Raw genomic sequence first — 18,044 nt, 5'->3', positions numbered from 1 at the left:
GAACCCAGTGTCGGGATCAGGCGGTGAGGGATTCGCGGCCCTTACGGCGACGCGCCGAAACGATTGCACGACCCGCACGGGTCCGCATACGAAGACGGAAGCCGTGAACGCGCGCGCGGCGTCGGTTGTTCGGCTGGAACGTCCGCTTGCCCTTGGCCACGGTCAACACTCCTCGAAGTTCATCGACGCCTCCCGGCGTCATGGATCTAACATTGGCGAAAACTCAGGTGTTCATCCACAGGGTGGGGATGAAACGCCTCCGACACTGGACTCGAGCCAGCACGAAACCGCCACCTCACCACAGGGTGACTGTTCGAGAGTACTTACCACTCCCGGTCAGGTCAAACTCGCTCACCTGCGATTCCCCCGCGAATCGGCTGACCGACACGCCGAGGATCGACAAATGCTTGCACCCCAACTTCCGATGTGCCAAACCACTGTGAGGTTGCCGACACAGTTGCTAGCGTCTATGCATGGTCTCGCCGATGAACCCTGATCGAGTGCCCAGCTCTCGACTTCACCGTTCTCATCTGCACATTCACCACAATTCATCCACAGGGCACAGTTGGTGTCCCGCTTCGGATCGTCACGAGGGTTCCTGACACCCTTCACTTCTCGGGTCCCCACACCCGCTCATCCAGGTTTCGCATGCATAAGCGCAGGTCAGCGCGCTCAATCTGGACCACTCACCGTCACACGCCGCCCAAACGGGAGGCGTCTGCGGTTTGTCCACATCTGTGGATAATTGTGTGGAAACACAGTTCAGATGGCATATTCGTAGGTCCGTACGGGGTCCATCCTCAGGTCGGGGAAGCTCCCATTTCCGCCTCGACGACGGCACCGACACTGGACTCGGCACCGCAGGCACCGAGTCCGCGAACACACTGGGGAGGAACCTCGTGAACGACGATCCGAATGCGCTCGCACGGATCTGGATCGACGTCGTCGCCGACCTCACATCCGATTCGCCCGGCGGCGATCTGCCGCCGTTGACGAGGGGACAGAAGGCGTGGTTGGCGCTCGTCAAACCGCTGACACTCGCACAGGGCTTCGCGCTGCTGTCCGTTCCGTCGCCCTTCGCGCAGGAAGCGATCGAACGGGATCTTCGTGAGCCGATCCTCCACGCGCTCGGCCGGCATCTCGGTGAGCAGGTAGAGGGTCTCGGTGTGCGCATCGCCGCCCCGGTCGACGACGAACCCGAGTCCGAGGCCCCGAGCAGGGAGCGCAGGCCCGACCCGGAACCTGTGCACACCCCTCGCCACCTCGAGCCGTCCGTCACCAGTTCGGGCACGTTCCGCAGGCGCCGCTTCGGCTCCGGGGAAGACCAGCCGTATTCCGACACCACGGACTTCGAGGAGGTGGACGACGACAGCGAGGCCCTCGCCAGCGTCCACGAATCCTGGCCGTCGTATTTCACGAAGCCGCCCGCAGGCCCGGCACCTGCGGCGACGGGAGGAAACAGCCTCAACGCGAAGTACACGTTCGACACGTTCGTGATCGGCTCGTCCAACCGGTTCGCCCACGCCGCGGCAGTCGCCATCGCCGAGGCGCCGGCGCGCGCGTACAACCCGTTGTTCATCTGGGGTGCGTCCGGCCTCGGCAAGACACACCTGCTGCACGCCGCCGGCCACTACGCCCAGCGGCTGTTCCCGGGGATGCGCGTCAAGTACGTCTCCACCGAGGAATTCACCAACGACTTCATCAACAGCCTCCGCGACGACCGCAAGGTGGCGTTCAAACGCCGCTACCGCGAGACCGACGTGCTGCTGGTCGACGACATCCAGTTCATCGAGGGCAAGGAAGGTATCCAGGAGGAGTTCTTCCACACCTTCAACACCCTGCACAACGCGAACAAGCAGATCGTCGTCTCCTCCGACCGGCCGCCGAAGCAGCTGGCGACACTCGAGGAACGCCTGCGCACCCGGTTCGAATGGGGCCTGATCACCGACGTTCAGCCGCCCGAACTCGAGACCCGCATCGCCATCCTCAGCAAGAAGGCCCGAATGGACCGGCTCGAGGTGCCCGACGACGTCCTCGAGTTGATCGCCTCCCGGATCGAACGCAACATCCGGGAACTCGAGGGTGCCCTCATCCGTGTGACGGCGTTCGCGTCCCTGAACAGGCAACCCCTGGACCTCACGCTCGCCGAGGTGGTGCTGCGTGACCTGATGCCGGACTCGTCGAGTCTCGAGATCAATGCGGCGACGATCATGGCGGTCACCGCGGAGTACTTCAACATGTCGATCGACGACCTCTGCGGGCCCGGCAAGGCGCGTCCGCTGGCGTCCGCCCGCCAGATCTCCATGTACCTGTGCCGTGAGCTGACCGATCTGTCCCTGCCGAAGATCGGGCAGACGTTCGGCCGCGACCACACCACCGTCATGTACGCGGACAAGAAGATTCGCAAGGAGATGACGGAGCGGCGGAAGGTCTACGACCAGGTCCAGGAGCTCACCGCCCGAATCAAGCAGCGTTCCAAGAGGTAGTCGCTCACCTCTGCCTCTCCTGTGCCCCCGGTAGCTCGCCTACCGGGGGCACAGCCCGTTCTGTGGGAGGGCGAGGTCCGGCTCCGCCGCCGCGGGCAACTCGAGGGGCTCCTCGAGCGGGTCCTCGAGGGTGGGCTCGAGCGGGTCCTCGAGGTGTCGCTCGAGGGTCTACTCGAGGCTCGTCCGAAACCCCGCCGGGGCGACACACCGGGGCGACACGCCGACGCTGCGACCTGGGATAAAGCATGCACACCTGTGGATAAATGTGGGGATGGGGTGGAATCTCTGTGGACAGAACGTGCAGAACTTTGAACAACCTCGAGTAGTCCACACGGGTGCCGGATCGGTCCTCGAGTTTGTCCTCGAGAATTCCCCATACGAGTACGCGGAGGGACCAGCGTCTACAGCTGTTCGTCCACAGATTCCACAGGACCTAATAGTACTTCTCATTAATTCTTCTCAAAACTTCTTTGAAAACAGGGTTGGGGATCGCGTCCGTTCACAGGCCTCCGCCGGAGACTCGAGGACGGACGCGTTCCGCTTTCAAGTTCGTCCTCGAGGGCATACGGTTATGCATCGCCGCTCTGTGAAAGACTGCAGTGCTGTGGTCACGGCCCGACCGTGGCGAACAACCGTGCCTACCGAGAGGAACAACCCGGCGATGGAGCTTGGAAGCCTGAAGTTTCGCGTCTCCCGGGAAGAATTCGCTGATTCAGTGGCATGGGTCGCTCGCAGTCTGCCGTCGCGGCCTCCTGTCCCCGTCCTCGGCGGAGTTCTCCTGGACGCGACCGAGCAAGGGTTGACGGTTTCCGGATTCGATTACGAGGTGTCGGCCCAGGTCAGGGTCGGGGCCGAGGTCGGTAGCGCCGGTCAGGTCCTGGTCTCGGGCAAGCTTCTCGCCGACATCACGAAGTCGCTTCCCAACAAGCCCGTCGACGTGACGCTCGAGGGCACCCGTGTGCTGATCACCTGCGGAAGCGCCAAGTTCTCCCTGCCGACCATGCCGGTCGAGGACTATCCACAGCTTCCCCAGTTGCCGCAGCAGACCGGCTCGATTCCCGCGGATCTGTTCTCCGAGGCGATCAGCCAGGTGGCTGTCGCGGCGGGCAAGGACGACACGCTGCCGATGCTCACCGGCATCCGGGTCGAGATCGAACGCAACGCGATCGTGCTCGCCGCCACCGACCGGTTCCGTCTCGCGGTCCGTGAACTCGAGTGGTCGCCGGCGAACCCCGACACCACCGCGGCCGTCCTCATCCCGGCGAAGACTCTCTCCGAGTCGGCGAAAACGCTTGCGGGAGATGCCACTTCACCGGTCGAGCTGGCTCTCGGCTCGGGTTCCGCGGTCGGCAACGACGGCCTTCTCGGCATCGTCAACGACGGCCGTCGCACCACCACCCGACTGCTGGACGCCGAGTTCCCGAAGTTCCGGCAGCTGCTGCCGTCCGAGCACACCGCGCTGGCCACCGTGGAGATCGCTCCGCTCCTCGAGGCCATCAAGCGTGTCGCCCTCGTCGCCGAGCGCGGTGCGCAGGTCCGCCTGCAGTTCTCCACCGAGGGGCTGCTGCTCTCCGCCGGTGGCGACGATGCCGGGCGCGCCGAGGAAGGTTTGAACGCGGTCTTCCAGGGCGAGCCGCTCACCATTGCCTTCAACCCCGGTTACCTGATCGACGGGCTGTCCTCGCTGCACAGCGAGCAGGTGCTGTTCGGCTTCACGACCCCCAGCCGCCCCGCGGTGCTGCGTCCGGCCACCGAGGAGGAGATCGAGCCCGACGATTCCGGCAACTTCGCCGCACCGGCGAGCGCGTACACGTACCTGCTGATGCCGGTCCGTCTGCCGGGCTGACGCTTCGCGGAAGCGAAACCAGTACTGCCGTAAGACATCTCACGAGTGGACGGAGATCACGATGCAGATCGGGTTGGTCGGGCTCGGAAAAATGGGATTCAACATGCGCGAACGGTTGCGCGCGCACGGGCACGAGGTGGTCGGCTACGACCCCCGCCCCGAGGTCACGGATGTGGCGTCGCTGGCGGAACTCGCGCAGCGACTCGAGTCTCCGCGCGTCGTGTGGGTGATGGTTCCGGCGGGACAGATCACCCAGGACACGGTGACCGGGCTGGCGTCGGTGCTCGAGAGCGGCGACCTGGTGATCGACGGCGGCAACTCGAGATACACCGACGACAAGATTCACGGTGAGCTGCTCGGTTCCCGCGGCATCGGCTACCTCGACTGCGGTGTGTCCGGTGGTGTCTGGGGACTCGAGAACGGCTACGGGCTGATGGTCGGCGGATCCGCCACGGACGTCGAGCGGGCACTGCCGATCTTCGACGCACTGCGTCCCGAGGGCGAGCGTGCGGACGGATTCGTCCACGCAGGCCCGATCGGCGCAGGCCACTACGCGAAGATGATCCACAACGGCATCGAGTACGGACTGATGCAGGCGTACGCCGAGGGCTACGAGCTGCTCGAGGCCGAAGACCTCGTCACCGACGTCCACGGTGTGCTGCGCGCGTGGACCAACGGCACCGTCGTCCGGTCGTGGCTGCTGGAACTGCTCGTCAAGGCCCTGGGTGAGGATCCCGATTTCGCCGAGATCTCCGGTTACACAGACGATTCCGGTGAGGGACGCTGGACCGTGCTGGAGGCGATCGACCACGCCGTGCCCGCGCCGGTGATCTCGGCCGCGCTGTTCGCGCGGTTCGCGTCCCGTCAGGACGATTCCCCCGCGATGAAGGCCGTCTCGGCGCTGCGCAACCAGTTCGGTGGTCACGCCGTGAAGAAGGCGGCAGGCGAGGCAGAAGCCGGTTCTGGAACGTAGGTGTTCGTTCGCGCACTCTCGCTCAGAGATTTCCGTTCCTGGGACGCCCTCGGTCTGAACCTGCGTCCGGGCTGCACCGTCTTCGTCGGACCCAACGGGCACGGCAAGACGAATGTGCTCGAGGCGCTCGGCTACCTGTCGACGCTTTCGTCGCATCGCGTCGGTTCGGACGCCCCGCTGATCAGGACGGGAACGGCTCAGGCGTTCGCGGGGGCCACCGTCGTCAACACCGGCCGGGAACTGACCGTCGATCTCGAGTTGAACGAGGGAAAATCCAACCGGGCCCGGATCAACCAGTCGCCCACCCGCCGGCCGCGGGAGATTCTCGGGATTCTGCAGACGGTGCTGTTCGCGCCGGAGGATCTGTCGCTGGTCCGCGGGGATCCGGGGGACCGACGCCGCTACCTCGACGAACTCCTCACGTCCCGGATACCCCGCATGGCGGCGGTCCGAGCCGATTACGAACGGGTGCTGCGGCAGCGGTCGGCGTTGCTCAAGACCGCGGGCGGCGCGCTGCGTCGGTCTTCGCGCGGCAGCGGTCAGTCGAGCGAGGACGGCCCGAGCGCCCTTGCCACACTGGAAGTCTGGGACGGACACCTCGCTGCGCACGGCGCCCAGCTGCTCGCCGGGCGGCTGCACCTCGTCCACGATCTCGCACCGCACCTGGCCGAGTCGTACCAGTCGCTGGCGCCCGAATCGCGGCCGGCGAGCATCCGCTACCGCTCGAGTCTGGGCTCGTCGCTGCCGCCGGAATTCACCGAACCGGCGCGAGCGCCCGAGTCCGGCGACATCGCGTTCCTCGAGGAGCGGTTCCTCCAGGAGCTGTCCGTGATGCGCTCGAAGGAGATCGAGCGGGGTGTGTGCCTCGTCGGACCGCATCGTGACGATCTGGAACTGCAACTCGGTGACACCCCGGCGAAGGGATTCGCGAGTCACGGCGAGTCGTGGTCGTTCGCGCTGTCGCTGCGACTCGCGGGATTCGCCCTCCTGCGCTCGGACGGCAGCGATCCGGTCCTCATGCTCGACGACGTGTTCGCCGAACTCGACCGCAAGCGTCGCCGCGCCCTCGCCAAGGTTGCGCTGGACGCCGAACAGGTGTTGATCACGGCTGCCGTGCCGGAAGATGTACCGGAAGAACTCGACGCCGTCCGGTTCGGTGTCGAGGCCCGCGACACCGATCGAGGACGAATCTCACACATCCTGGAAGAGACGGAGGACCGCCGTGACGGATGACGCCGAACCCGCCGCGCCCGCGGCAGCCCCCGAACCGGAGGTGAAGGGAATCGATCTCGCCCGGCGTGCCCTCGAGGAGGCGCGGGCCGCGGCGAAGGCGAGTGGAAAATCCGTCGGGCAGGGACGCCGGTCCGGAACCGGCGTGCGGGCCCTGCGCGCCCGGCGACGGCGCGGCTGGTCCGGTCCGGGGCCCGACGACCGCGATCCCCAGCCGTTCGGTGCGCTGACCAGCGCGCTCGCGAAACAACGCGGCTGGTCTCCCAAGGTGTCCGAGGGAACCGTCCTCGGACGGTGGGTACAGGTGGTCGGCGAGGACATCGCCGCACACGCCGAACCGACCGGGCTGCGGGACGGGATTCTCAGCGTCTCCGCGGAGTCGACGGCCTGGGCGACCCAGCTCCGGATGATGCAGTCGCAGATTCTCGCGAAGATCGCCGCGGCCGTCGGTGACGGCGTCGTGAAGTCGCTGCGGATCACCGGTCCGACCGCTCCGAGCTGGCGAAAAGGGGAACGGCACATCCGGGGGCGTGGTCCCCGCGACACCTACGGATAGGCCGGAGCGGCCGTTCGGTCCCTAGTTTTGTCTATTACCCGGTGTTACAGTTACTCCAAGTCATCGAGTGAACTGTGCCACAAGCCTCCGTCGTGGCGCAGCCGCCGGCACGAAGGAGTAGTGAGATGTCCGCCCCGACTGCACCCCGGAACGCGATCCCCGAACCGGACCACATCCTGCTGCAGGCCAGGAACGTGGAGTTCGACTGGTCGAACCTCCCGATGCACTGGATCCCGGGCGATCCGTTCACCACGCACGTCCTCAACGTCCTGCACCTTCTCCTGCCCGCGGGCGAGGAGTGGTTCGTCGAGACGTTCAAAGAGGCCCTGCCGCTGATCGACGACGAACAGCTCCGCGACGACGTCGTCGGGTTCATCGGCCAGGAGGCGATGCATGCCGACGCCCACACCGGCGTGCTGGTGCACCTGAAGGAGAAGGGTCTCGATCCGACACCCTTCACCGAGCAGATGGAGTGGACCTTCTCCAAGATCCTCGGACCGCGACCGCTGACCGGTCTGCGCGAGAAGAACTACCTGATCGAGCGGCTGGCGGTCATCGCCGCCATCGAGCACATCACCGCGTTCCTCGGCGACTGGGTGCTGAACGCCGAGGGCCTCGACCGCGCGGGGCTGCATCCGACGATGCTCGACCTGCTGCGCTGGCACGGCGCCGAGGAGGTGGAACACCGGTCGGTGGCATACGACGTGATGCGGTACTTCGACAAGCGGGAGTCGCGGCGGATCCGCACCCAGCTGATCGTGACCCCGGTCATCGTGTGGCTGTGGGTGCGCGGCACCCGATTCCTCATGCGGAACGATCCGGAGCTCGCGCAGTGGTCGGCGCACCGCCGCAAGCCGCACCTGACCGATTTCTTCGCGGCGGGCAAGCGTGGCACCCTCCCGACGGCCCGGGAACTCGGCAAGCGGATGTCCACGTATTTCACGCGGGCGTACCACCCGAGCAACGAGGGTTCGACGGCGCAGGCCGTGAAATACCTGGCGTCCTCGCCGGCGGCTCAGGCGGCCGAGCGATGAAGCTGTCCCAGGTTCGGGAGGTGTTCACCGGGCAGGGGCTGCCCCGTCACGACGCACCGCCGGACATCAAGGGGCGCCCGCGTCCCGACCGCGCCATGCGGCTCACCGAGGCGGTGGCCGCCAAGTATCTGCGTGTTCTCACCGCGTACGAGTACGACCCCGGCGTCGCCGGGCACAACCCCGATGTGGCGATGAAAATGGTTGTCTCCCAACGGGACGTCGTCGCACTGGACGACAACGTCGTGCAGTTGCGCTTCGAGGCGGAGGACGGTGCCGAACTGCCTGCGTGGCAGCCGGGTTCGCACCTCGACTTCCATCTGCCGTCCGGGCTGCGACGCCAGTACTCGCTGTGCGGCGACCCGTCCGACCGGACGGGCTACAGCATCGCCGTCCGCCGGATCCCCGACGGCGGTGGCGGATCCCTCGAGATGCATGCCCTCGAGCCGGGAGCGTCGGTGACGGTTCGTGGTCCGCGCAACGGATTTCCATTCGTGGGCGAGGGGAGTGCCCTGTTCGTCGCCGGCGGAATCGGCATCACGCCGATCCTGGCGATGGTGCGTGCCGCGCGCGAACTCGGGATGGACTGGCAGTTCGTGTACTCCGGCAGGTCGCGGGAGTCGATGCCGTTCCTCGACGAGATCGAAACATTCGACCGGTCACGGGTTTTCATCCGACCCGACGACGAGTTCGGCCTGCCGACCGCTGCGGAGTTGCTGGAGCGTGCCGCGCCCGGTGGCGCCGTCTACTGTTGCGGGCCGACGCCGATGCTCGAGTCGGTGCGCCGCGCCTTTCCCGGAAGCCCGGCCACCGCATTGCATTTCGAGCGGTTCGGCGCGCCGCCGGTGCTCGGCGGAACCGAATTCGAAGTGCAACTCGTCAGCACCGGTGAAGTGCTCACCGTGCCCGCCGACGAATCCGCGCTCACGGCGATCAAGAAGACGATGCCCGGAGTGGGGTATTCGTGCCAGCAGGGCTTCTGCGGGACGTGCAGGGTCAAGGTGCTGTCCGGCACGCCGGACCACCGCGAGACGCGGCTCACCGATGCCGAGCAGGAGAACGAGATGCTGATCTGCGTGTCCCGCGCTGCCGGCGGCCGCCTCGTCCTCGACCTGTAACCCACCCGACCCCGAACCGAACGACGATCAGAGGACACCCATGACTTCATCCACGTCCGGTACCGCCCGGCGGATCACCAACGGTTCCGTCGACCTCGCCGTGTTCGAGGACGGCAACCCCGCCGGCGAGACGATGGTGCTCGTCCACGGCTGGCCCGACACCCACGAACTGTGGAGCCGGGTGGTGCCGTTCCTGAAGGAACGGTTCCGGGTGGTCAGCTACGACAGCCGCGGCGCCGGCGAGAGCACCGTGCCCACCCGGGTCGAGGACTACCGGCTGCCCGCTCTGGCGGGCGACCTGTTCGCGGTGATCGACGCCGTCAGCCCGGGCAGGCCGGTGCACGTGCTCGCACACGACTGGGGGTCGGTGGAGGCGTGGGAGGCGGTCTGCGAACCGGGCGCCCGTACGCGGATCGGGTCGTTCACGTCCGTCTCCGGTCCGAACCTCGACCACCTCGGGAAGTGGATGCGCCGCCGCATCGCCGACCGCCGGTTCGGCGGGCCGCTCGCGCAGGCCGTCGCGTCCGGCTACACCGTCCTGTTCCAGATTCCGGGCCTGGCGACGCTGCCGCTGCGGCTGTGGTTCTCCCGGCACTGGCCGGCGTTCCTGAAGTTCTTCGACCGCCTCGACCCGGCCCTGGTGCGTCCGGCGCCGACGCTGGCGGACGACATGGTCAACGGTCTCAAGCTGTACCGGGCGAACATCCGGACCAGCCTGCTGCGGCCGCGTGACCGGTACACCGACGTCCCGGTCCAGCTGATCCTGAACCAGAACGACAAGGCGGTGCGGCCCGTCGGCTACGAGGACACCGAGAAATGGGCACCCGACCTGCGCCGTCGAGGGGTCGACGCCGGTCACTGGTCGCCCATCTCCCACGCCGAGGACATCGCGCAACTCGCCGCGGAGTTCGTGCTGGACATCGAGGACCGGCAATGGGGGAAAGCCCAGGACGGGCTGTCCGAGAGTGCGTCGGCCTAGGTTTTCACTCCCGAAGCGCCCTGAAAATTCGTCTACGGGGCGCTCAGGGGTGTCATAGCCCGCTCCTGGGCCAGACGTACCAGTAAGATGGCCGAGGTAACTAGCGGCAAGATTCCCGATTCTCGTCTCCCGCGTGCCCGACCAGGGCGGTGGGCGCCTGCGTCGGGCATTGGACGGAGAAGGAGAGCTACCCACCCGTGGCTGCCCAGAAGTCAGACAAAAGCACCTCCAGCAAGGACTACGGCGCTTCTTCCATCACCGTCCTCGAGGGACTCGAAGCCGTCCGTAAGAGACCGGGTATGTACATCGGTTCCACCGGTGAACGCGGTCTCCACCACCTGATCTGGGAAGTCGTCGACAACTCCGTCGACGAGGCCATGGCCGGCTACGCCAGCAAGGTCGAGATCACCCTTCTCGAAGACGGTGGCGTGCAGGTCGTCGACGACGGCCGAGGCATCCCCGTCGGGATGCACGCCTCCGGTGTCCCCACCGTCGAGGTCGTCCTCACCCAGCTGCACGCCGGCGGCAAGTTCGACTCCGACTCCTACGCCGTCTCCGGCGGTCTGCACGGTGTCGGTATCTCCGTCGTCAACGCGCTGTCCACCCGGCTCGACGTCGACATCAAGCGCGACGGCTTCCGCTGGAACCAGACGTACACCGACTCCAAGCCGGGTGAACTCGTCAAGGGCGAGGCCACCAAGGAAACGGGTACCACGGTCCGGTTCTGGGCGGATCCGAACATCTTCGAAACCACGGTCTACAGCTTCGAGACGGTCGCGCGCCGCCTCCAGGAGATGGCCTTCCTCAACAAGGGCCTGACGATCACCCTCACCGACGAGCGCGTCAGCGACGCCGAGGTCACCGAAGAGGTCGTCAGCCAGGTCGCGGACGCCCCGAAGACCGCCGAGGACGAGCACGCCGAAGCCGATGCACCGGCCGTCCACAAGGTCAAGACGCGCGTCTACCACTACCCGGGCGGACTCGAGGACTACGTGCGGCACATCAACCGCACGAAACAGCCGATCCACAACTCCGTCGTCGGTTTCACCGCGAAGGGCACCGGCCACGAACTCGAGATCGCGATGCAGTGGAACTCCGGCTACTCGGAGTCGGTCCACACGTTCGCGAACACCATCAACACCCACGAGGGCGGCACCCACGAAGAGGGTTTCCGGTCCGCCCTGACGGCGACGGTCAACAAGTACGCGCTCGACAAGAAGCTGCTCAAGGAGAAGGACCCGAAACTCACCGGTGACGACATCCGTGAGGGCCTCGCGGCGATCATCTCCGTCAAGGTAGGTGAACCGCAGTTCGAGGGTCAGACGAAGACGAAGCTCGGCAACACCGAGGTCCGGTCGTTCGTGCAGAAGGCGAGCAACGAGCACCTGTCGCACTGGTTCGAGGCGAACCCGGCCGACGCGAAAACCATCGTGAACAAGGCGGTGTCGTCGGCGCAGGCCCGCGTCGCCGCCCGCAAGGCCCGCGAACTGGTTCGCCGCAAGAGCGCCACCGACCTCGGCGGCCTGCCGGGCAAGCTCGCCGACTGCCGGTCGAACGACCCGAGCAAGTCCGAGATCTACATCGTGGAGGGCGACTCCGCAGGCGGCTCCGCGAAGTCCGGCCGTGACTCGATGTACCAGGCGATCCTGCCGCTGCGAGGCAAGATCATCAACGTCGAGAAGGCACGCATCGACCGTGTGCTGAAGAACACCGAAGTCCAGTCGATCATCACCGCGTTCGGCACGGGCATCCACGACGAGTTCGACATCGCGAAGCTTCGGTACCACAAGATCGTGCTGATGGCCGACGCCGACGTCGACGGCCAGCACATCGCAACGCTGCTGCTCACGCTGCTGTTCCGCTTCATGCGGCCGCTCGTCGAGCACGGCCACGTGTACCTGGCGCAGCCGCCGCTGTACAAGCTCAAGTGGCAGCGCGCCGACCCGGAGTTCGCGTACTCCGACCGCGAGCGCGACGCCCTCGTCAAGGCCGGCCTCGAGTCGGGCAAGAAGATCAACAAGGACGACGGCATCCAGCGCTACAAAGGTCTCGGCGAGATGAACGCCAAGGAACTGTGGGAGACCACGATGGATCCGACCGTGCGTGTCCTGCGTCTCGTGACGCTCGACGACGCGGCCGCGGCCGACGAGTTGTTCAGCGTCCTCATGGGCGAGGACGTCGAGGCCCGGCGGAGCTTCATCACCCGTAACGCCAAGGACGTCCGCTTCCTCGACGTCTAGGTATCGGGCACAAGAGAATACGGATCGCGTGCAGCCACCGGTGGTCGGAAGACCCCGGTGGCTGCACTCGTCTGGACCCGTTGCGGGACCGGACGACGCAGAATTCCGTCCTCGACTGTGAACGGCGATTCTGTGTAGCCTGGTCGGCTGATCCACCCCGTGGCGGCAACGTCTGGGATCAGTGGTGCGCATGTTACTTGGAAGTAAGGATCGGGGAATTTCTGTGGTAAGAACGTTCCCCATGGGGATGTGATGAACTCGTTACATTCGGAAATCGGTAAGTCGGGCAGCGCTGCGCACAGCGCAACTGATCGATCACTTTCCTCTGTCGACGCGTGTCGTCCGATCCGGTACGGCTGCCCACTCACGGGCGGGGTCACGAGCACAGAGCGACAAGCTATGAGTGGTGGGAAAGGAAGCGTGGGATGAGCGACGATTCGCCGCCCCGGGCAAAGTTCTGGGATATCGAGGGCTGGGGCCTGCGGTGGAAGGTCACTGCGGTACTCGCAGTTCCCGTCACCGTCGCCATGGTGCTCGGCGGGCTCCGCGTGCAGGGCGAGCTGAGCAACGCCGTCCACTTCACCGAGGCCGCCGACCAGATCGTCGTCGTCCCGGACATCGTGGCCCTCGAGGCCTCGATGGGTACCGTGACCAGCGGTTACGCATCGGGCACCCTCACCAAGGAAGACCGCGCGGCCGCGGAATCCCTGATGAACAACGTGTCCGAACAGGCCCGGAACCCCGAACTGGATCCCGCCGTCGCGAGTTCCATCAATCAGACCGTCTCGGACGGCCGCGCCCTCCTCAATCTGATGGACTCGCCGGGCGTCGCCACCGACCTGCTCGCGGAACGCCAGCGCGCGTTCGCCGCGGACTTCATCCGCGAAGTCGACGACATCGTCCGTCCCATCGAGGACAGCGAGGTCGTCGACAAGGGCTACCAGCTGACCAACGCCTGGCAGGCGCAGCGCCGCCTGTTCGAACAGGCCATGGGTCTCGTGATCGTGAAGGACGTCTACGCCGGACCCGACGGACGGGAGAAGGCCCGCACGGGCGACATTCCCACCTCGGCCGTCGTCGCGGCCGCCGGCGCCGAATCGAGCCTCCTCGACGTCCTCGACCGGTACTACCCGAAGGGCGACGAGCGGCTCCAGACGCTGCGCAACAACATCAACGACCGCAACGCCCTCATCGACCAGGGTCTGGCCGACGCGGCACGCGGCGGGGTGCTGCCCATCCTGCAGCTGCGTTCCTCGCTCATCGCCAGCCGCGACGTCTACCAGGACCTGACCAGCGAAGCGGCGAAGGACATCGCGTCCACCGTGCAGATCCGCGCCGCCGAGACCCGGTCCGCCGCGCTGCGTGACACGGCGATCGTCCTCGGAACGCTGCTCGCCGCGCTCGTCCTCGCGCTCCTCGTGTCGCGGTCGCTGATCGGCCCGATCCGCCGCCTGCGGTACGGCGCGCTGAAGGCGGCCCGCCGCGACCTTCCGGACGCGATCGAGCAGATCAAGGCCAGCGACGATCCGCGGGGCCTGTCGTTCGAACCGGTGGCCGTGCACTCCTCCGAGGAGATCGGGCAGCTCGCCCGCGCTGTCGACGACATCCACGGGCAGGCCCTCAAGCTCGCCGGTGAGCAGGCGCAACTGCGTCTGCAGATCAACGACATGTTCGAAACGCTCGCCCGCCGAAGCAAGTCGCTCGTCGACCAGCAGCTCGGCCTGATCGAGAACCTCGAGTTCGAGGAGAAGGATCCGAAGCGGCTCGAGAGCCTGTTCCGGCTCGACCACCTGGCCGCGCGTATGCGCCGGAACGGTGAGAACTTGCTTATTCTGGCCGGCACCCGGGTGCGTCGGTCACAGGCGGCGCCGATCCCGCTCGGTGACGTGCTGCGCGCCGCGATCTCCGAGGTCGAGGACTACCAGCGCGTCCAGATGGGCGCGACCCCCGAAGGCGCGCTCAGCGGCACCGTCGTCACCGACGTCGTGCATCTGCTCGCCGAACTCGTCGACAACTCGCTGCGCGCCTCGCCGCCGGACACGGTGGTGACGTTCAGCTTCGCTCGCGCCGTGGACGGTGGAGTGCTGCTCGAGATCGCGGACCGCGGCATCGGTATCCCCGCCGACGACATGCGCGCCGTCAACGAACGCCTGGCGTCGGGTGGTGAGGTCGGTCCCGAAACCGCCCGCCACATGGGCCTGTTCGTCGTCAGCCGGCTCGCGAAGCGGCACGGTCTGACCGTGCGCCTGCGGTCGACGTTCGACACCGCCCGCAACCCGGGTGTCACCGTCAGCATCCACATCCCGAACGCGCTGATCGTGTCGCAGGCCGCCCGGCAGGACACGGGACCGCAGCGGAAGATTCCCGCGGCACCGGTCCGGACCGCCATCCCGGCGCCCGCGGCCCCGGCACCGCGCAAGAACGACCCGCAGCTGCCCGCGACCCGCAACGGACTGCCGACCCGCACCCAGTCCACGCCTCCGCCTGCGGCGAGTCCGGCTGCCGCGGGTGCGGTGACGACGGCGTCGGGTACCAGCCTGCCCCGGCGGCAGCCCGGTGCCAGCGGCATCGCGGCCGGCGCGGGATCGTCGGCCGCTGCCCCGGCCGCACAGTCCCAGGACACCGTCAACGTCCGCGGATCCGGAGCGATGCCGAAGCTGCCCGTGCGGCGGCCGCAGGCAGCGACCCCGGAATCGCGGCCGGAGACGGCGCCGGCGGAATCGCAGCCGCAGCACGCACCGCACGCACCCCGAAGCGAGAACCGCATCGAGGCGCGGACCGCGGAACAACCGGCGCCGCCGTCGTCGAACGGCGACGACCAGGCACCGGTCCGGCACCGCTACCGCACCAACTCGGCGAAGACCGCGTCGTTCTTCCAGTCGCGGATCGATCCGCCCCCGGCGGCGACCCCGCGGCCCGGCGGCGGCACCCCGATCTTCTCCGACATGGTGTCCGACTGGCTGACCGATCCGACCGGCGCCGAGGGCGCACCCGGCGTCTGGCATTCCGCCGGCGACGCCGGATGGTCCGCCGCGGAACGGATCAGCGAGACCCCCGTCGAGGTCGACCCGGAGATCGGGCTGCCGAAGCGGCGTCCCGGCGACCGGCTGGTTCCCGGCACGGTCGAAGGCGCGCACAATACGGGGACCCTGCGCCGGGTGCGCGACCCCGAGACAATTCGCGCCAATCTCAGTCGTCACCAGCAGGGCGTCCGAAACGGCAGGGCCACGAGGCTCGCGGAACGTAACAGCATTGAAGGAGACCGATGAACACCGCTCATGGATCCGACGTCACGCGACCTCTCGACTGGTTGGTGTCGAACTTCGCCAGTGACGTCCCCGGTGTCTCGCACGCCGTGCTGGTGTCCGCGGACGGTCTCCTGATGGCGGCCAGCGCCCACCTCCCCATCGACCGGGCGGAGCAACTGGCCGCGGTCACGTCGGGGCTCGCCAGCCTGTCGGCCGGTGTGTCCCGGTTGTTCGAAGGCGGCGGCGTGCTGCAGTCGGTGGTCGAGATGCAGCACGGGTACCTGCTGCTCATGAGCGTCGGCGACGGCTCGCACCTCGCGACACTCACGGACGCCGAATGCGACATCGGGCAGGTCGGCTACGAGATGGCGATCCTGGTCGACCGCGTCGGCGCATCGGTGCAGGCCACGGCCCGCACCCCGCAGGGTCTCTGACCAGCCCATGCCCATGAACGACCACCACTCGGAGCAGCCGGGCCCGAACATCGTGCGCCCGTACTCGCTGACGTCGGGCCGGACCCGGCCTGCGGTCGAGCTCGCGCTCGAAGCGTTGATTCAGGCACTGCCGCAGTCGGTGGACCGGCAGTGGGAACTCGACGACGTCAACGCGGCCATCGTCGCGTTGTGCCAGCAGTCGCCTTCGGTCGCCGAGATCGCCGCCCGGGTGGGTGTGCCCCTCGGAGTGGCACGCGTCCTCGTCGCAGACCTGGTCGAGGCCGGTCATCTTCAGATCCTGGCCACCCTGAAGGAAGACTCGACCGACTCCGAACGTCGTGAACTCATCGAAAGGGTCCTCAGTGGACTTCGCGAAATCTGATCCCCGCAATCGGGTGACCTCGACCAAGATCGTGATCGCCGGCGGGTTCGGCGTCGGCAAGACCACGCTGGTGGGGGCGGTCTCCGAGATCGTCCCGCTGCGCACCGAGGCGCTCGTGACCAACGCCAGCGACGGCGTCGACAACCTGGCTGCGACACCGCAGAAGGGCACGACCACCGTCGCCATGGACTTCGGTCGCATCAGCCTGGCGGACGACCTGGTGCTGTACCTGTTCGGCACGCCCGGTCAGCACCGGTTCTGGTTCATGTGGGACGACCTGATCCGCGGTGCGATCGGTGCGATCGTCCTGATCGACACCCGCCGGCTGGACGAGAGTTTTGCGGCGGTCGACTTCTTCGAGGCCCGGCAGTTGCCGTTCCTCGTCGCGATCAACGAGTTCGACGACGCCCCGCGCTACCCGATCGAGGACATTCGGGCGGCCCTCGCGATCTCCGAGGACGTGCCGATCATCCCGATCGACGCGCGTGACCGGGAATCGGCGAAACGCGCGCTGGTCGCGATCACCGAATACGCACTGACCAAGCTCCACACGGCCGCGTACTGAGGATTCGAAACATGTCGGACGAGTTGCAGCACTTCTCCATGGGCACGTGGATCGTCGCCCTCGCCGCGGTCACGTCGTTCATCGGCGTCTTCGTCGGTATCGCCAGCGCCCGCAAGGCGGTGACCGCGCCGAACCCGAGGCAGCGGTACCTGTGGCTGGCGTGGGGCGCGCTGTCCATCGGCGGTATCGGCGCCTGGCTGCCGCACTACATCGCGATGGTCGGATTCGAGGTGTACGGCAGCGTGGTGCGTTACGACGTCCTGTGGATCGTGATCTCGTTCGTGGTGCCCGTCGCGGCCGCCGCGGTGGCGTTGCTGATCATCAGCCCGCCGCCGACGAAACACCGGCTGCCGAGCGCAACGGTGGAGATCGGCCGCCTCGCAGGCGGTGCGGTGCTCCTCGGCATCGGATTCACCGGCATGGACCTCGCGATCGTCGCCTCCCTCGAGATCCAGGGTTCGGTGAACTCCGACATCCTGCTGACCTCGGCGTCCGCGGTGATCGGCCTCGTCGTCGGCGCCGGAATCATGTGGTCCGTCTCGGCCCTCGAGTCGCGCACGCTGCGGCTGGTGGCGTCGGTGGTCGTGGCGGCCGGGCTGGTGGCCGTGCACTACACCGGTGTGTTCGGGCTGAGCGTCGCCGTCGACCAGTCCGTGGCGCGTCCGGACGGGCTCGAGGTGTTCTCGATCCTGTTCCCCGTCTTCGTGCTGGGCATGCTGGTGGTCACCATCCCGATCACCGCGCTGCTGATGGCGCCCGACCGTGTCGCCGCCGAGCTCGAACTCGAGGCCGACATGCTCGCCGCCGAATCCCTCGCCGCCGAAACGCAGGGCAGGGAGCTCGAACTCCAGTAGATCGGGCGACTCCTGCGGCACCGATTCCCGGGCGCACCCGAGTCCTTCACCCTCATAGCTGACCTGCACCTATAGACTCGGGTGGTTGCGCGACGTCGTGCT

General features: G+C 67.0%; 14 protein-coding genes and 1 pseudogene. 14 read left to right on the top strand and 1 reads right to left on the bottom strand.

Annotated elements, in window-relative coordinates; all coding sequences use genetic code 11:
• Positions 1–16 precede the first annotated feature (16 nt).
• A complete protein-coding gene (rpmH, locus tag ACFU5V_RS14535) occupies positions 17–160 on the bottom strand; it encodes a 50S ribosomal protein L34 (RefSeq protein WP_005263481.1) in 144 nt (47 codons plus the stop codon).
• 739 nt (positions 161–899) lie between these two features.
• On the opposite strand from rpmH, the gene dnaA reads away from it, so the two are divergent.
• The 14 genes and pseudogenes from dnaA (at position 900) to ACFU5V_RS14465 (ending at position 17,942) form a co-directional block, all read left to right on the top strand.
• Complete coding sequence (gene dnaA, locus ACFU5V_RS14530) at positions 900–2,486, top strand: chromosomal replication initiator protein DnaA (protein WP_378430736.1); 1,587 nt, start codon at positions 900–902, stop codon at positions 2,484–2,486.
• A gap of 661 nt (positions 2,487–3,147) precedes the next feature.
• Positions 3,148–4,332 (top strand): DNA polymerase III subunit beta, encoded by a 1,185-nt coding sequence (gene dnaN / locus ACFU5V_RS14525; protein ID WP_378700060.1) that lies wholly within the window; start codon positions 3,148–3,150, stop codon positions 4,330–4,332.
• 37 nt (positions 4,333–4,369) lie between these two features.
• Positions 4,370–5,305, top strand: a pseudogene (gnd, locus tag ACFU5V_RS14520) (phosphogluconate dehydrogenase (NAD(+)-dependent, decarboxylating)); the annotation flags it as partial.
• Positions 5,306–6,538, top strand: a complete 1,233-nt coding sequence (recF, locus tag ACFU5V_RS14515) for a DNA replication/repair protein RecF (RefSeq protein WP_378430733.1) — start codon at positions 5,306–5,308, stop codon at positions 6,536–6,538. It begins immediately after the preceding pseudogene.
• Positions 6,528–7,091: a DUF721 family protein gene (locus ACFU5V_RS14510; RefSeq protein WP_378430732.1), complete on the top strand. Its 564-nt coding sequence runs from the start codon at positions 6,528–6,530 to the stop codon at positions 7,089–7,091. Before recF ends, ACFU5V_RS14510 begins: the two co-directional genes overlap by 11 nt.
• A gap of 125 nt (positions 7,092–7,216) precedes the next feature.
• Positions 7,217–8,125 carry a metal-dependent hydrolase gene (locus ACFU5V_RS14505; protein ID WP_378430731.1) on the top strand — a complete coding sequence of 303 codons (909 nt, stop codon included), beginning with the start codon at positions 7,217–7,219 and terminating at the stop codon, positions 8,123–8,125.
• Positions 8,122–9,240: a PDR/VanB family oxidoreductase gene (locus ACFU5V_RS14500; protein WP_378700057.1), complete on the top strand. Its 1,119-nt coding sequence runs from the start codon at positions 8,122–8,124 to the stop codon at positions 9,238–9,240. The genes ACFU5V_RS14505 and ACFU5V_RS14500 overlap by 4 nt, the downstream gene beginning before the upstream one ends.
• 40 nt (positions 9,241–9,280) lie before the next feature.
• Positions 9,281–10,219, top strand: coding sequence for an alpha/beta fold hydrolase (locus ACFU5V_RS14495; protein ID WP_378700056.1), 939 nt, complete (start codon positions 9,281–9,283; stop codon positions 10,217–10,219).
• A gap of 197 nt (positions 10,220–10,416) precedes the next feature.
• A complete protein-coding gene (gyrB, locus tag ACFU5V_RS14490) occupies positions 10,417–12,459 on the top strand; it encodes a DNA topoisomerase (ATP-hydrolyzing) subunit B (RefSeq protein WP_378430728.1) in 2,043 nt (680 codons plus the stop codon).
• Positions 12,460–12,884: 425 nt separating this feature from the next.
• The gene (locus tag ACFU5V_RS14485; RefSeq protein WP_378700054.1) at positions 12,885–15,728 is read left to right on the top strand and encodes a sensor histidine kinase; all 2,844 of its coding nucleotides are present in this window, start codon (positions 12,885–12,887) and stop codon (positions 15,726–15,728) included.
• Complete coding sequence (locus ACFU5V_RS14480; RefSeq protein ID WP_005249096.1) at positions 15,725–16,141, top strand: roadblock/LC7 domain-containing protein; 417 nt, start codon at positions 15,725–15,727, stop codon at positions 16,139–16,141. Before ACFU5V_RS14485 ends, ACFU5V_RS14480 begins: the two co-directional genes overlap by 4 nt.
• Before the next feature lie 7 nt (positions 16,142–16,148).
• Positions 16,149–16,523, top strand: a complete 375-nt coding sequence (locus ACFU5V_RS14475) for a DUF742 domain-containing protein (RefSeq protein ID WP_005249095.1) — start codon at positions 16,149–16,151, stop codon at positions 16,521–16,523.
• Between the two features lie 13 nt (positions 16,524–16,536).
• On the top strand, positions 16,537–17,088 hold the full coding sequence (locus ACFU5V_RS14470; protein WP_005249094.1) for an ATP/GTP-binding protein: 552 nt from the start codon (positions 16,537–16,539) through the stop codon (positions 17,086–17,088).
• A gap of 11 nt (positions 17,089–17,099) precedes the next feature.
• Positions 17,100–17,942, top strand: coding sequence for an MHYT domain-containing protein (locus ACFU5V_RS14465; RefSeq protein ID WP_378700052.1), 843 nt, complete (start codon positions 17,100–17,102; stop codon positions 17,940–17,942).
• Positions 17,943–18,044: the final 102 nt, after the last annotated feature.

This window comes from Rhodococcus sp. NPDC057529, assembly GCF_042802055.1.
GTDB lineage: Bacteria > Actinomycetota > Actinomycetes > Mycobacteriales > Mycobacteriaceae > Rhodococcus_F.
This window is presented reverse-complemented; position numbering and strand designations above follow the sequence as displayed.

Coding starts and splice junctions, on each gene's coding strand:
- ACFU5V_RS14480 (WP_005249096.1), top strand. CDS start 15,725: ATGAACACCGCTCATGGATCCGACGTCACGCGACCTCTCGACTGGTTG.
- ACFU5V_RS14500 (WP_378700057.1), top strand. CDS start 8,122: ATGAAGCTGTCCCAGGTTCGGGAGGTGTTCACCGGGCAGGGGCTGCCC.
- ACFU5V_RS14465 (WP_378700052.1), top strand. CDS start 17,100: ATGTCGGACGAGTTGCAGCACTTCTCCATGGGCACGTGGATCGTCGCC.
- ACFU5V_RS14475 (WP_005249095.1), top strand. CDS start 16,149: ATGCCCATGAACGACCACCACTCGGAGCAGCCGGGCCCGAACATCGTG.
- ACFU5V_RS14505 (WP_378430731.1), top strand. CDS start 7,217: ATGTCCGCCCCGACTGCACCCCGGAACGCGATCCCCGAACCGGACCAC.
- ACFU5V_RS14495 (WP_378700056.1), top strand. CDS start 9,281: ATGACTTCATCCACGTCCGGTACCGCCCGGCGGATCACCAACGGTTCC.
- ACFU5V_RS14485 (WP_378700054.1), top strand. CDS start 12,885: ATGAGCGACGATTCGCCGCCCCGGGCAAAGTTCTGGGATATCGAGGGC.
- dnaN (WP_378700060.1), top strand. CDS start 3,148: ATGGAGCTTGGAAGCCTGAAGTTTCGCGTCTCCCGGGAAGAATTCGCT.